Source organism: Rhodococcus sp. RDE2 (genome assembly GCF_020885655.1).
Lineage (GTDB): Bacteria > Actinomycetota > Actinomycetes > Mycobacteriales > Mycobacteriaceae > Rhodococcus > Rhodococcus pyridinivorans.
Genome location: NZ_AP025186.1, coordinates 2,775,910 through 2,790,321, shown reverse-complemented (window position 1 = coordinate 2,790,321; position 14,412 = coordinate 2,775,910). Strand labels below are relative to the sequence as shown.

General features: G+C 69.2%; 11 protein-coding genes. 7 read left to right on the top strand and 4 right to left on the bottom strand.

What is annotated here, in order from left to right; genetic code table 11:
- Both LPH33_RS13085 and metH read right to left on the bottom strand, forming a co-directional pair.
- Positions 1-708 (bottom strand): HAD family hydrolase, encoded by a 708-nt coding sequence (locus LPH33_RS13085; protein WP_229564890.1) that lies wholly within the window; start codon positions 706-708, stop codon positions 1-3.
- A complete protein-coding gene (gene metH / locus LPH33_RS13080) occupies positions 701-4,270 on the bottom strand; it encodes a methionine synthase (protein WP_229564889.1) in 3,570 nt (1,189 codons plus the stop codon). The genes LPH33_RS13085 and metH overlap by 8 nt, the downstream gene beginning before the upstream one ends.
- Before the next feature lie 51 nt (positions 4,271-4,321).
- Here metH and LPH33_RS13075 point away from each other — a divergent pair, with 51 nt between their 5' ends.
- Both LPH33_RS13075 and LPH33_RS13070 read left to right on the top strand, forming a co-directional pair.
- Positions 4,322-5,221, top strand: coding sequence for a PAC2 family protein (locus LPH33_RS13075; protein ID WP_016690813.1), 900 nt, complete (start codon positions 4,322-4,324; stop codon positions 5,219-5,221).
- Positions 5,218-6,363 (top strand): MFS transporter, encoded by a 1,146-nt coding sequence (locus tag LPH33_RS13070; protein ID WP_145691989.1) that lies wholly within the window; start codon positions 5,218-5,220, stop codon positions 6,361-6,363. Before LPH33_RS13075 ends, LPH33_RS13070 begins: the two co-directional genes overlap by 4 nt.
- Positions 6,364-6,516: 153 nt before the next feature.
- On the opposite strand, the gene LPH33_RS13065 is transcribed toward LPH33_RS13070, so the two are convergent.
- Entirely contained in the window at positions 6,517-7,533 is a 1,017-nt protein-coding gene (locus LPH33_RS13065) for an AraC family transcriptional regulator (RefSeq protein ID WP_229564888.1), read from the bottom strand.
- 122 nt (positions 7,534-7,655) lie between these two features.
- Here LPH33_RS13065 and LPH33_RS13060 point away from each other — a divergent pair, with 122 nt between their 5' ends.
- Positions 7,656-8,564 (top strand): SDR family oxidoreductase, encoded by a 909-nt coding sequence (locus tag LPH33_RS13060; RefSeq protein ID WP_088898968.1) that lies wholly within the window; start codon positions 7,656-7,658, stop codon positions 8,562-8,564.
- A 25-nt stretch (positions 8,565-8,589) separates the two neighbouring features.
- Here LPH33_RS13060 and LPH33_RS13055 read toward each other — a convergent pair whose 3' ends face one another.
- Positions 8,590-9,051, bottom strand: a complete 462-nt coding sequence (locus LPH33_RS13055; RefSeq protein WP_088898969.1) for a 6,7-dimethyl-8-ribityllumazine synthase — start codon at positions 9,049-9,051, stop codon at positions 8,590-8,592.
- 120 nt (positions 9,052-9,171) lie between these two features.
- On the opposite strand from LPH33_RS13055, the gene LPH33_RS13050 reads away from it, so the two are divergent.
- The 4 genes from LPH33_RS13050 to LPH33_RS13035 all read left to right on the top strand — a co-directional run bounded on the left by LPH33_RS13050 (position 9,172) and on the right by LPH33_RS13035 (position 14,411).
- A complete protein-coding gene (locus LPH33_RS13050) occupies positions 9,172-10,239 on the top strand; it encodes a helix-turn-helix domain-containing protein (RefSeq protein WP_088898970.1) in 1,068 nt (355 codons plus the stop codon).
- 72 nt (positions 10,240-10,311) lie between these two features.
- Positions 10,312-11,163 (top strand): trehalose-phosphatase, encoded by an 852-nt coding sequence (gene otsB / locus LPH33_RS13045; RefSeq protein ID WP_229564887.1) that lies wholly within the window; start codon positions 10,312-10,314, stop codon positions 11,161-11,163.
- A gap of 49 nt (positions 11,164-11,212) precedes the next feature.
- Complete coding sequence (locus tag LPH33_RS13040; RefSeq protein WP_183070707.1) at positions 11,213-13,630, top strand: glycoside hydrolase family 65 protein; 2,418 nt, start codon at positions 11,213-11,215, stop codon at positions 13,628-13,630.
- Positions 13,631-13,646: 16 nt separating this feature from the next.
- Positions 13,647-14,411 (top strand): HAD family hydrolase, encoded by a 765-nt coding sequence (locus LPH33_RS13035; protein WP_106199629.1) that lies wholly within the window; start codon positions 13,647-13,649, stop codon positions 14,409-14,411.
- The last annotated feature ends 1 nt before the right edge of the window (position 14,412 follow it).

Here is a 14,412-nt window from a genome sequence, read left to right as displayed (position 1 = left end):
TCAGGGCACCCCCGCACCGTGCAGCTCGTGCAGATCCTCGGCGCTCAACCCCTCGAGCGTCGATCGGAACACCCGCCGCTCCGAGCCGGGCACATCCACCAGCGACGGCACCACCAGCACCGTGCACCCGGCCGCATCCGCCGCGGCCGCCCCGGTCGGGGAATCCTCCACCGCCAGGCACTGCGCCGGATCCAGACCGAGCAGCTCCGCCGCCCGCAGGTAGGGCGCCGGATCCGGTTTGCCGGCCGGCACCTCGTCGCCGCACACCGAATGATCGAAAAGCTCACGGCCCAGAGTTTCGAGGGCCACCTCGCACAACGCCCGCTCGGTGTTGGTCACCAGCACCGACCCCAATCCGGCCTCACGGACGGTGCGCAGCGCGGCCTGCGCGCCGGGCCGCCACGTGAGCCCGTCGGCGAACAACCGGCCCATGTAGTCGGTCAGCCACGCCGCCGCAGCCGCCGCCTCGTCCGGGGTCGGGTCCAGACCCAACCCGGCGAAGGTGCGCAACACCGCCAGATCCATCGGACCCCCGATCGTGGAGATGCGGGTCTCGTCGCTCATCGGCCCACCGAGATGCAACGACAACTCGTGCATCCCGATGTCCCACAAGCGTTCCGATTCGAGCAGGGTGCCGTCCATGTCCCACAGCACCGCCCGCAGCGCACCGGTCTGCACCGCGAGCGGCGCCTCCACCCGATCAGACATTGAAGTACTTCGCCTCCGGGTGGTGCAGCACGAACGCATCGGTGGACTGCTCGGGATGCAACTGAAGCTCCTCCGACAGCTCCACCCCGATCCGCTCGGGTTCGAGCAACTCGACCAGCTTGATGCGATCCTCGAGATTCGGGCACGCGCCGTAACCGAACGCGAACCGGGCGCCGCGGTAGGCGAGCTTGAAGTACTCCGCGACCTCCTCCGGATCCTCGTCCGCGGCCGTGCCGCCCTCGGCGAACGCCAGCTCCTGCCGCACCCGCCGATGCCAGTACTCGGCCAGCGCCTCGGTCAGCTGCACACCGATGCCGTGCACCTCGAGATAGTCGCGGTACGAGTTCGACGCGAACAGCTCGTTCGCGAAGTCCGCGATCGGCTGGCCCATCGTCACCAGCTGGAACGGCCACACATCCACCTGACCCGACGCGATCGCATCCTCCCGCGACCGCACGAAATCGGCGATGCACAGGAACCGCGAACGCTGCTGCCGCGGGAAGGTGAACCGGTAGCGCTCGGGAGCATCCGGACGCGGCTCGGTCAGCACCACCACGTCGTCACCCTCGGACACCGCCGGGAAGTAGCCGTACACCACCGCGGCGTGCTGCAGGATGCCCTCGGTCGCCAACCGGTCCAGCCAGTACCGCAACCGCGGCCGGCCCTCGGTCTCCACGAGCTCCTCGTAGCTCGGGCCGTCGCCGCCGCGCTGCCCGCGCAGCCCCCACTGCCCCAGGAACAGTGCACGCTCGTCGATCAGCGCCGCATAGTCCGCCAGCGGGATGCCCTTGATCACCCGGGTGCCCCAGAACGGCGGCGTCGGCACCGGCAGATCCTTCGCGACATCACTGCGCTCGGGGATCTCCACCGGTGTCTCCGCGGCCTTGCGCTTCTCCGCGATCCGCTTGCTGCGCTCGTGCCGCTCCTTGCGCTCGGCGGCCTTACGGGCGGCCTCGATCGCCTCCGGGCTGTCCGGCGCCGGACCCTCACCGCGCTTCTCGGCCATGACCCGATCCATCAACGACAGACCCTCGAACGCATCGCGCGCGTACGACACCTTGCCCTCGTAGACCTCCGCCAGATCGTTCTCGACGTAGCTACGGGTCAGCGCCGCACCACCGAGCAACACCGGGAACTGCTCGGCGACCCCGCGAGCGTTGAGCTCCTCGAGGTTCTCCTTCATCACCACCGTCGACTTCACCAGCAGACCTGACATGCCGATCACATCGGCGCGCTTGTCCACCGCCGCATCGAGAATCGTCGCGATCGGCTGCTTGATACCGAGGTTGACCACCTCGTAGCCGTTGTTCGACAGGATGATGTCCACGAGATTCTTGCCGATGTCGTGCACATCGCCCTTGACCGTCGCCAGCACGATCCGGCCCTTGCCCTCGTCACCGGTCGACTCCATGTGCGGCTCCAGGAACGCCACCGCGGTCTTCATCACCTCGGCGGACTGCAGCACGAACGGCAACTGCATCTGCCCCGACCCGAACAGCTCACCGACCGTCTTCATGCCCGACAGCAGCGTGTCGTTGATGATCGCCAGCGGCGGGGTGGTCTCCATCGCCTCGGTCAGATCGTCCTCGAGACCGTTGCGCTCGCCGTCGACGATGCGCCGCTCGAGCCGCTCGAACAACGGCAACGCCGCCAGCTCCTGCGCCCGCGACTCGCGTGCCGACGCCGCCGACACCCCCTCGAACAGCTCCATCAGCTTCTGCAGCGGGTCGTAACCCTCGCTGCGCCGGTCGTACACCAGATCCAGAGCGACCTGCCGCTGCTCCTCCGGGATCCGCGCCATCGGCAGGATCTTCGACGCGTGCACGATCGCCGTGTCCAGCCCCGCCTCGGTGCACTCGTTCAGGAACACCGAGTTCAGCACCTGCCGCGCCGCCGGATTCAGACCGAACGACACATTCGAGATACCGAGGGTGAAGTGCACCTCCGGATGCGCCTCGTGGATGCGGCGGATCGCCTCGATCGTCTCGATCGCATCGCGCCGCACCTCCTCCTGACCCGTCGAGATCGGGAAGGTCAACGCATCGACGATGATGTCCTGCGGCGACAACCCCCACTTGCCGGTCAGATCCGCGATCAGCCGCTCGGCGATGCGCACCTTGTGCTCGGCGGTTCGGGCCTGGCCCTCCTCGTCGATCGTCAGCGCGACCACCGCTGCGCCGTGCTCGACGACGTGCTCCATGATCCGCTCGAACCGCGAACCCGGGCCGTCACCGTCCTCGTAATTCACCGAGTTCACCGCGCAGCGGCCACCGAGATGCTCGAGGCCCGCCTTGATCACGTCCGGCTCCGTCGAGTCGATCATGATCGGCAACGTCGACGACGTCGCGAACCGCGACGCCAACTCCGCCATGTCCGCCGCCCCGTCGCGCCCGACGTAGTCGACGTTCAGATCCAGCATGTGCGCCCCGTCGCGGATCTGGTCCTTCGCAATGTCCAGGCACTTCTGCCAATCCGCGGCGAGCATCGCCTCCCGGAACGCCTTCGACCCGTTCGTGTTGGTGCGCTCACCGATCATCAGGATCGACGCGTCCTGCTCGAACGGCACCGAGGTGTACAGCGACGACACACCCGGCTCCGGCTGCGCGGCGCGCGGCGCCGGCTGCACCCCGCGCACCGCCTCGGCGACCTGCCGGATGTGCTCGGGGGTGGTGCCGCAGCAGCCACCGACGAAGGTCAGCCCGTACTCGGAGACGAAACCGGCCAACGCCTCGGCGAGCTCCTCCGGCTGCAGCGGGTACTCGGCACCGTTCGCGCCCAACACCGGCAGACCCGCATTCGGCATCACCGACACCGGGATCGTCGCGTGCTGCGACAGGTACCGCAGGTGCTCGCTCATCTCCGCCGGACCGGTCGCGCAGTTCAACCCGATCAGGTCGATGCCGAGTGGTTCGAGGGCGGTCAGAGCGGCACCGATCTCGGAGCCGAGCAGCATCGTGCCGGTGGTCTCCACCGTCACGTGGGTGACGATCGGGATCCGGCGACCAGCCTGCTCCATCGCCCGCTTGCTGCCGATGATCGCGGCCTTCGCCTGCAACAGGTCCTGACAGGTCTCCACGAGGATCGCGTCGGCGCCACCGTCGAGCATGCCCAGCGCCGCCTCACCGTAGGCGTCGCGCAGCGCAGCGAACGGCGCGTGGCCGAGGGTGGGCAGCTTCGTACCCGGACCCATCGACCCGATCACCATGCGGGCCATGCCGTCGGCACCGGGACCCATCTCGTCGGCGACCTCGCGGGCGAGGCGGGTACCGAGCTCGGACAGCTCACGGATGCGGTCGGCGATGTCGTAGTCGGCGAGGTTGGGCAGGTTGCAGCCGAAGGTGTTCGTCGAGACGACGTCGGCGCCGGCCTCGAAGTACGCCCGGTGGATCCCCCGGATCACATCGGGACGAGATTCGTTGAGGATCTCGTTGCACCCCTCCAAACCGCGGAAGTCGTCGAGCGAGAGATCCGCGGCCTGCAACATGGTGCCCATCGCCCCGTCTCCGATGACAACGCGCTGGGTCAGCGCATCGAGCAGGACAGAATGAAGTGGGGTGGACATGCCCTTCAGACTAGTGGGCGCCCGGATCGGCCCGGGTCGTAGGCTGGACGAGTGAGTACACCCGAGTATCCCGAGACCCCGGACCAGGACGTCCCCGTCCTGCGCGATCCGGTGCTCGTCGCCGCCTTCGAGGGGTGGAACGACGCCGGCGACGCCGCCAGCGGCGCCGTCGAGCACCTCGAGCTGATCTGGGACGCCGAGCCCTTCGCCGAGCTGGACTCCGAGGAGTACTACGACTACCAGGTCAACCGGCCACAGGTCCGTCTCGTCGACGGCGTCACCCGCGAGATCGACTGGCCCACCACCCGACTGTCGCTGTGCTCCCCGCCCGGCAGCGACCGCGACGTCGTCCTGCTGCACGGCATCGAGCCGAGCATGCGCTGGCGCAGCTTCTGCGACGCCATCATCGAACTCGTCGACGAGTTCGAGGTCCACACCGTCGTCCTGCTCGGCGCACTGCTCGCCGACACCCCGCACACCCGCCCCGTCCCGGTGACCGGCACCGCCTACAGCTCCGAGGCCGCCGAACGCTTCAAGCTGCAGACCTCCCGCTACGAAGGACCCACCGGCATCACCGGTGTGCTGCAGGACGCCTTCGTGCGCGCGGGCATCCCCGCCGTGTCGTTCTGGGCGGCGATCCCCCACTACGTGTCCAACCCGCCGAACCCCAAGGCCACCGTCGCGCTGCTGCGCCGCGTCGAGGACGTCCTCGACCTCGAGGTGCCACTCGGCGAACTCCCCCTCCTCGCCGAGGAGTGGGAGCAGACCGTCACCGACATGATCGAGGACGACGAGGAGATCGCCGAGTACGTGCGCACCCTCGAGGAGCGCGGTGACGCCGAGGCCGAGGAGGACATCTCCGAAGTCATCGCCAAGATCGACGGCGACGCCCTCGCCGCCGAGTTCGAACGCTATCTGCGGCGACGGGGCCCCGGCGGCTTCAACAGGTGAGAGATCTGCGCGAACCGCTGCAGCGCACGGCGCTGTACGCGGGAGGATTCCTCGGCCCCTTCGGCGGCAGCGTCGTGGTGTCGATGCTCCCGGAGATCGGCGCCGACACCGGTGTTTCCACCGGCACGGCCGCGACGACCGTCACCGCCTATCTCGGTGTGTTCGCCGCCGCGATGCTGTTCTCCGGCACGCTCGGCGCACGGTGGGGACGCGTCCGCACCGTGCGCACCGCCTATCTCGTCTACGCGGCGGTCTCGATCGCCGCGGCGCTGGCGCCGACCTTCTCGGTGCTCATCGGCACCCGCATGCTGCAGGGCGCGGCCAACGCGTTCACCACACCGCTGCTGCTCGCGGCGCTGGCCGTCATCACCCCGAAGGACAGGCTCGGGCGCGCGCTCGGGTTGTTCGGGGCGATGCAGGCCGCCGGCCAGACCGTCGCCCCGCTGATCGGCGGTCTCGCCGCCGAGGTGAGCTGGCGGTGGGCGTTCGTCGTGCTCGCCGGCGCCGCGCTGCTCCTGGCGCTCGCCGGGCTGCCCGACTCGGTGCGCGACGACCCGTCCGGTACCACCCGGGTCCGTCTGCGCGACGCGCTCACTCCGCGCGTTCTGCGTATCGGGCTGGTCGCGTTGCTCGGCTGGGGTGCGCTCGGCGGACTCGGGTTCCTCCTCGCCTTCCGGGTCGAGGACGACTTCGGGTTGTCCCCGTCCGAACGCGGCGTGGTACTCACCGTGTTCGGTCTCGCCGGCATCCTCAGTTCCCGACCGGTCGGGATGCTCATCGACCGCGTCGGTGCCCGCGCGATCGTGCTCATCGGCGCGGTGAGCGGCGCAGCGCTGGTCGTGGTCGTCGGTACCGTCCCGTGGCTCGTCGTGCTCGGCGTCGCATGGTTCCTGGCGGGCATCGCTTCGCAGTTCATCCTCGTCGGGGTCAACGCCGCGGTACTCGGCGGGCCGGGCGGCAACCGCGGTGGCGCGGTGTCCGTCGTGCAGGCCTTCCGGTTCGGCGGTGCGGCCTTCTCCCCTCTCCTGCTGACACCGGTGTACGGCGCCGACCCGGTCCTCGCGTTCCTGCTGCCCGCCGCACTGCTCGGTGTGCTCGTCCCCCTGGCCATGACTCGGCGTCCGGAGGCTTCGGACCGCTGATGGCGGCCTGCCCTCTCGGCTGTTGAGGTGTTGGTGGCGGTGGCCTCGATGGGTGGTGACGGGGATGAGAAGGAGGAGGAATTCTGTTTTTCTATGATTTCCGTATTGTCCAGAATATCTCCAAGGGCTCTTCGGGCTGGCTCCGCAGTAGCCTCAGACCGAGCGTCTTTCCCGTCGTCGCCCACCCGGCGTGCGGCCGGTCCACCGCTTGAATGCCACCGAGAAGCTCGACGCATCGGCGTAGCCCAGACGGTGCGCCACCCTCTCCACCGGCAGGCCCGCATCCAGCAACTCCCCCGCCATCGCCCCCAGCGTCTCGGCCACGATCGCCCGGTACGAGGTCCCCTCCTCCCCCAACTGCCGCCGGAGGGTGCGCACACTCGAACCCAACTCCGCGGCCACCTGGTCCTGCGTGGGACCCTCGGCGGCCCGGCGCAGCAGCACCTCTCGCACGCGGGCACCGAGCTCGCCGTGATTCTGTCTGCGCTGCAGCAGTTCCGCGCACTCCCGCAGCAGTACTGCGGCGGCCTCCGGGCTCGCGGTCGGCATGGGCCGGTCCAATGCCCGCGCGTCCACCACCACCGCATGCGTCGACGCCGTCGTCTCCACCCAGAAACCCCGGTCGCGGAAGACCGGCGGGACCCGCTCACCGAGCGATTCGGCCACCTCGATGCGACGGACCTCCGACGGCTGCCCCCACAGCGCACCCCAGTGCGCGAGGATCCCCGAGACGTCCCGCTCCAGCAGGAAACCCCGCAGGTGCGCCGGCACGTGCCGGTCGTCGAGGCAGAAGCGGACCTCGTCACCCGCATACTCGAGGGCCGCGCGCGAGAAGGCGAAGGTGAGGTCGAAGAAGCGGGTGCCCACCTCGATGCCGTCGCGCACCGTCGCACAGCTCATGAGGGCGTAACCGAAGATCCCGTGCACCGCCGCCTGGTACCGCAGACCGAGGGCGAACCCTTCCCCGGGCCGGTCGTCGAGCGCCTCCACGAGATTCGCGATCACGGCCAGTTCCAGGTCGTCGGTGATCTCCCCGCCCGGATCGGTGATCTGCTCCTCCCCCAACCCGGTACCCGCCAGCAATGTCTCGGCGTCGAGGCCGCGCTCGCGTCCGAACGACACCATCAGGGCCGCGCTCGTCGCCGCGCGGCGGGAGGTCCAGGGGTTCACGAGGCTCCATCCTCGGCAGCGTGGCCGAAATTCACAAGAACTTGCCGATAGTGGCATGGATCACGGAGAGCTCGGTTCGTAGCGTCGATTTCATCAGCACAGCGAGGAAAGGACGACACGGCATGAGCCTGAACGTGCACGGCAAGAGGGTTGTCATCACCGGTGGAGCGCGCGGCATCGGACAGGCGACGGCCGAAGCCCTCGTCGCGGCCGGCGCGCGCGTGGCCATCGGCGATATCGACAAGGATCTGGTGCAGGACACCGCTGCCCGGATCGGTGCGCGCTTCGGCACCACGGTGCTCGGGTTGCCTCTCGACGTCACCGACCGAGGATCCTTCGACGAATTCCTCAGCCTGGCCCACATGGAGTTCGGCGGGATCGACGTGCTCGTCAACAACGCCGGCATCATGCCCACCGGCGCGTTCCTCGAGGAGACCGACACGGTCACCGATCGGCAGATCGACGTCAACGTCCGCGGCGTGATCCTCGGCTCGAAGCTGGCCGCCGCCCGGTTCACCGAGCAGGGCTACGGACACATCGTCAATCTCGGCTCCGTCGTGGGCATCGAAGGTGCCCCCGGACTCGCGGTGTACTCCGCGACCAAGCACGCCGTGATCGGCCTCGGATCGGTGCTGCGCCAGGAGCTCGCCGGCTCGAACATCGTGGTCTCCACGATCGCCCCGGGCTTCGTGCGCACCGAGTTGATCGCGGGCATGAAGCCGAACGCGCTCATCGAGAAGCTCGCGATGGTCGGCCCCGAGGAGGTCGCCGCCGCGATCGTGCGAGTGATCGCGACAGCCCGTCCCGGCCTGCGGTACGTGCCCCGCACGGCGGGCGCGATCCTCGGAGCGCTGAAGGCGGTGCCGGAGGCGACCCGTCACCGCATCTCCGCCGCGTTCGGTCTCCAGTCGCTCGCACTGAACACCGACGAGACGGCACGTGCCGCCTATCGTCGGCGCACCGAGGCCCCCGACGCGGCAACGGCCGGTGAGGGCCCGGTGGCGAAGGATCCTTCCGGCAGCGCACGCTGATCCGACGCGCGCTGCCGGTCGGGGCTCAGTCTCCGGTCGGCAGCGCGCGCAGCGAGCGCACTGTGGCGTCGACGGCGCGAGCCGCCTCGGCGCCCTTCTTGACGAAGTGCCGCGTGAAGTACTCGACGTGCTCGTCGTGCTCGTGGAAGTGGTGCGGGGTGAGCACGACGGAGAAGACCGGCACATCGGTGTCGAGCTGGACGCGCATCAGGCCGTCGATCACCGCGGTGGCGACGAAGTCGTGCCGGTAGATGCCGCCGTCGACGACCAGTCCGGCCGCGACGATCGCGTCGTAGCGCCCCGTCTTCGCCAGTCGCTGGGCGTGCAGCGGGATCTCGAAGGCGCCGGGGACCTCGAAGAAGTCCAGGGCGTCCTGCGAGACGCCGAGGCGGGTGATCTCGTCGGTGAAGCCTGTACGTGCCTGGTCGACGATGTTGCGGTGCCAGGTCGCCTGAACGAACGCGATGCGCCCGGTGATGTCGGTCATGGTCACGAAACTAGCGCATGCCCCGTCATAGTTTGTGGTGCGGGAGGGGCGCTGTTCCGTCCTATGAGATTTCGTTTATTTCTCTTTTCCGTCATGCACAGAGTGACTACCGTGGTGGATGTGACACAGCCGGCTCCCGCCCCCGAGAACACCGTCGGTCCCCGCCCCGAGCGGTACATCGACATCTACCGCCGCGCCACCGCCCGACTGGAGGCGTGCCTGCCGCTCGGCTGGTCGCTGTCGAGCGACCGCCCCCGCTCCCCCGAGGCACCCACCCGGATGCTCGTCACCGCCCCCGACGGCGACACCGTGTCCTTCTCCGTCGTCGCCTCCCGCGGTGTGCTCTCCGGCGACGTCGCCCGCATCGCCGCCGACCTGTCCGACTCCGACCGCGGCTTCGTGTGCGCCCACTATCTGTCCGATCCGGTGCGGCGCCAGCTCGACCGGCACGGCATCTCCTACGCCGACGCGACCGGCAACCTCTCGCTCGTCGCGAACCGCCCGGCGGTGTGGGTCCGCGACCGCGGCGCCGACGCCGACCCGTGGCGCGGCCCGGGCCGCCCGTCCGGGGTGCTCACCGGCGAACCGTCCGACCGGGTGGTGCGCGCACTCGCCGATCACGTCGGGGAGATCTCCGTCCCCGAGCTGATCAAGCTGTCCGGCGCGTCCACCGGCGCGACCTACCGCGTCGTCGAGGTGCTCGTCGAACGCGAGCTCGTGCGCCGGGTCCCGCGCGGCCCGATCGTCGAGGTGCGCTGGGAACCGATGCTGCGGGCCTGGGCTGCCGAGCGGAAGGTGTGCGCGGTCCGGCGGTTCACCGCCCCCGAGGGCGTCACCGCGACCCGCGCGCGACTGGCCGAACGCATCGACATCCCCTACGCGCTCACCGGCGTCGGCGCCACCGACTACGCGGCCCCGGCGCTGCTCGAGGTCTACGCCGACGACCCCGACGACTTCGCCGACAGTCTCGGTCTGCGCCCGGTCGAGCACGGCGGCGACGTGGTGGTGGCGATTCCCTGGTCGCCGGTGGTCTTCGAACGGATGGACCGCCGCGGCGGACTGCGCCACGCCGCCATCTCACACGTCTACGCCGACCTGCTGGCGGGCCCGTTCCGCAACGACGATGCCGCCGAACACGTCCGCTCCCGACTCACCGCGGACGAGCACTGGCGACGCCCGGTGCGTTGACCGCTGCATCCGGCCGATCCGCCTCCCCGGATCCCCGGCCGAGCATTTCGATCTTTGTGTACGGTGCGAACCATGACGGGTCGCCGCGACGACAGGAGTACCGATCAGATGACCGCGCCGCGCACCGTGGAGGACCTACCGTCGGCACTCGACGGCGCCGCCCTGTCCGACCGTCTCGCGGGCCGCCGGCCCGCGGTCTTCCTCGACTACGACGGCGTGCTCACCCCGATCGTCGCCCGCCCCGAGGACGCGGTGTGGTCGGACACCATGCGCCGCACCGTCCGTGAACTCGCCGACCGCGTGTCGGTGTGCATCGTCACCGGCCGCGACCGCGACGTCGTCCAGCAACTCATGGGTGTCGACGATCTCGTCGTCGCCGGCAGCCACGGTTTCGACATCTGGAGCCCCACCGACGGGCAGATCGCCCACGACGTCCTCGCCGACTTCACCGATCTGATCACCGAGACCACCGAGACCCTGCGCAGCCGCCTGGACGGTCTCGACGGCGTCGGCATCGAACCGAAGCGCGCGTCGGTCGCCGTGCACTACCGGCAGGCCTCCCCCGAGGTGCACGAGCGGGTGGGCGCGATCGTCGAGACGCTGTTGCAGGAGAACCCCGACCGACTCGCCGTGGTGCCGGGAAAGATGGTCTACGAACTCAAACCGGCCGTGGACTGGAACAAGGGCAAGGCGGTCCTGCACCTGATCGAGGTCCTCGGTCTCGCCTCCGACGAGGTCGTGCCGCTCTATCTCGGCGACGACATCACCGACGAGGACGCCTTCCGGGCGTTGCGGGGTCGTGGCATCGGGATCCTCGTCGGCAGCCCCGACGACCCGGAGATGGCCGGGCGCCGCACCGACGCCGAGTTCGTCCTCGCGTCGGTCGACGACGTCGAACGTTTCCTGTCGACTCTGGGCAGGTGACAGCGCTACCGGACAGTTCGTGTCGACTACGACCCGCCAGGAGGTTCGCGTGTACGACCCGGAGTTCACCCTCGACTACGACGGTTTCGATCCCGACGACGAACCCCTGCGCGAAGCCCTGACCTCGACGGGCAACGGCTACTTCTGTTCACGCGGCACGGCCGAATGGGAGGACATGGGCGAGGTCCACTATCCGGGGACCTACGCGCATCGTTGCTACAACCGCGAGACCACCATCATGGGTGGCAGCCCGGTCCTGAACGAGGATCTGGTCAACCTCCCGAACTGGCTCGTGCTGAAGCTGCGCATCGACGGCGGTGAGGCGATCCGCCTGGCGCAGGTGGAGATCCTCGACTACCGGCACGTCTACGACATCCGCACCGCCACCGTGGTCCGCGAACTGCGGTTCCGGGACCGGCACGGCCGCGAGACGTCGCTGCGCAGCAGACGGTTCGTGAGCATGGAGCATCCGAACCAGGGAGCGCTCGAATGGTCGCTGACCCCGGAGAACTGGTCGGGGCGGGTCGAGATCGTCACCGCCCTCGACGGCCGGGTTTCCAATCGCGCGGTCGCCCGCTACCGCGATCTCGAGGCGCGGCACCTCGATCCGGTCTCGCCGCGCACCTACGGTCCCGAGACGATCGCGCTGAAGGTGCAGATCCGCCAGTCCGACACCTACATCGCCCAGGCCGCACGCACCCGGGTGTTCCGGGAGGGTTCGGGAGGAGCGATGCTCGTCGACCGGGATCTGTACCAGATGGAGGACTACATCCAGCAGGTCCTCTCCTTCGACATCGCCGAGGGTTCGACGGTGCGGATCGAGAAGATGGTGGCGATGTTCACTTCCCGCGACGACGCGATCACCGAGCCCCTCGCGTCGGCGGGCCGGCACGTGCTGCGTTATCCGGATTTCGCCGAGGCGTACGACGAGCACGTCGCGGCGTGGGACGAGCTGTGGGACATCTGCGACATCCGGTTGCCGCGGGAGTCGCGCGCGCAGTTGCTGCTGCGCCTGCACGTCTCGCACGTACTGCAGGTCTGCTCACGGCACACCGCGCGCCTCGACGCGGGAGTGCCGGCGCGCGGACTCAACGGCGAGGCCTATCGCGGGCACGTGTTCTGGGACGAGATGTTCGTCTATCCCTTCCTGAACCTGCGGGTCCCGGAGATCACCAAAGGCCTGATCCTCTACCGCTACCGCCGGTTGGGTGAGGCGCAGGCCGCGGCGAGCGAGGCCGGTTACCGCGGCGCGATGTTCCCCTGGCAGAGCGGCAGCGACGGCACCGAGGAGACCCAGACGGTGCATCTGAACCCGATGTCGGGTCAATGGGATCCGGACCTGAGCCGGAACCAGCGTCACGTCAGCGCCGCGATCTTCTACAACGTGTGGCACTACTACCAGGCCACCGACGATGTCGACTTCCTCGCCGACTACGGCGCCGAGATGATGCTCGAGATCGCGCGGTTCTGGGCGTCGATCGCGCACTACAACCCGGATCGGGACCGCTACGAGATCCACGGGGTGATGGGCCCGGACGAGTTCCACGAACGGTATCCGGGAGCCACCGAGGGCGGTGTGCGCAACAACGCGTACACGAACGTGATGGTCGCGTGGATCGCGGCGCGCGCCCTCGATGTCTTCGAGGTGCTGTCGAAGAGCCGGCGCACGGCCCTGCGGGCCCGGTTGCGGGTCACCGACGAGGAACTGCGCACCTGGTCGGAGATGAGCCGGAAGATGTTCGTGCCCTACCACGACGGGGTGATCAGCCAGTTCGAAGGCTACGAGGATCTCGAGGAGCTCGACTGGGAGCACTACCGCACGGAGTACGGCAACATCGGCAGGATGGACCGCATCCTGCGCGCCGAGGGCCGCGATCCGGATGCCTACAAGGTCGCCAAGCAGGCCGACACGGTGATGTTGTTCTTCCTGTTCGACGATGCCGAGTTGCGGCAGGTGTTCGAGCAGCTCGGTTATCCGTTCGGTCGCGACCTCGTGCGCCGCACCGTCGACTACTACGACCAGCGCACGTCGCACGGGTCGACGCTCAGTCACGTGACGTTCGCCGGTGTGCTCGCCACCTTCGATCCGCAGTCGTCGTGGTTGCGGTTCAAGCTCGCGCTCGAGAGCGACGTCAGCGACCTGCAGGGCGGCACCACCAAGGAGGGCATCCACATGGGGGTCATGGGCGGCACCCTCGATCTGGTGCAGCGCTACTACGTCGGTGCCCGTGCGTACGGCGACGTGCTCGTCTTCCGGCCCAAGCTGGTCTCGCACCTCGACGGGGTGTCGTTCTCCATGCGGTACCGCGGCACTCCCCTACGGGTGCGGATCGACGGCGACAAGCTGTCGGTGCGCGCCGAGACCGAGGGTTTCCGGGTGCCGGTGCGGGTCGCGGTGGACGGCGAACTCGTCGAGCTCGGCGCCGGCGAGTCGCACGAGTTCCGGCTCGCCGCCGTCCCGGCCTGACCGCGAGGAGGACATCGTGGCCGAGACGCAGTCGCGGTTCCGCGCGGTGATCTTCGACGTCGACGGGGTGCTCGTCGATTCACCGCACGAGACGGCGTGGCGGGAAGCGCTGGCGGAGTTGATGGCCGGCGACTGGTGCGACCTGCAGCCCGAGACCTCCTGGCAGGAGGACGCGTTCACCGCGGAGGTGTACCGGCAGGTGCTGTCGGGCCGGCCGCGGATGGACGGTGCCCGCGCCGCCCTCGAGTACTTCGCGGTGCCCGACGCCGAGCGTCGCGCGGTCGACTACGCCGAGCGCAAGCAGGCCCGGTTGCTGCGGTTGATCGACGAGCGCAGGTTCCGCGCCTACGACGACGGAGTGCGCTTCGTCGCGGCCGTGCAGGCGGCGGGGATCGCGGTGGCCGCGGCGTCTTCGTCGAAGAACGCCGGACTGTTCCTGCGGGCGATCCCCGCCCACGACCATCCCGGCGAGACGCTGCTCGACCGCTTCGACGCCGATCTGTCCGGGCGCCCGGTCGCCCACGGCAAACCCGACCCGGAACTGTTCCTCACCGCCGCCGACGAACTCGGGGTGCCCGCGCAGGCGTGCGTGGTGGTCGAGGACGCGATCAGCGGGATCCGGGCGGCGAAGGCCGGCGGCATGCGGGCGCTCGGTGTCGCCCGTTTCGACGACTCCGCCGATCTCGAGGACGCGGGCGCCGATCTGGTGGTGGCCTCCCTCGACGAGGTCGACGTCGACGCCTTCACCGCCGGACGACTGGCCCGTCGCGGATCAGTTTGAC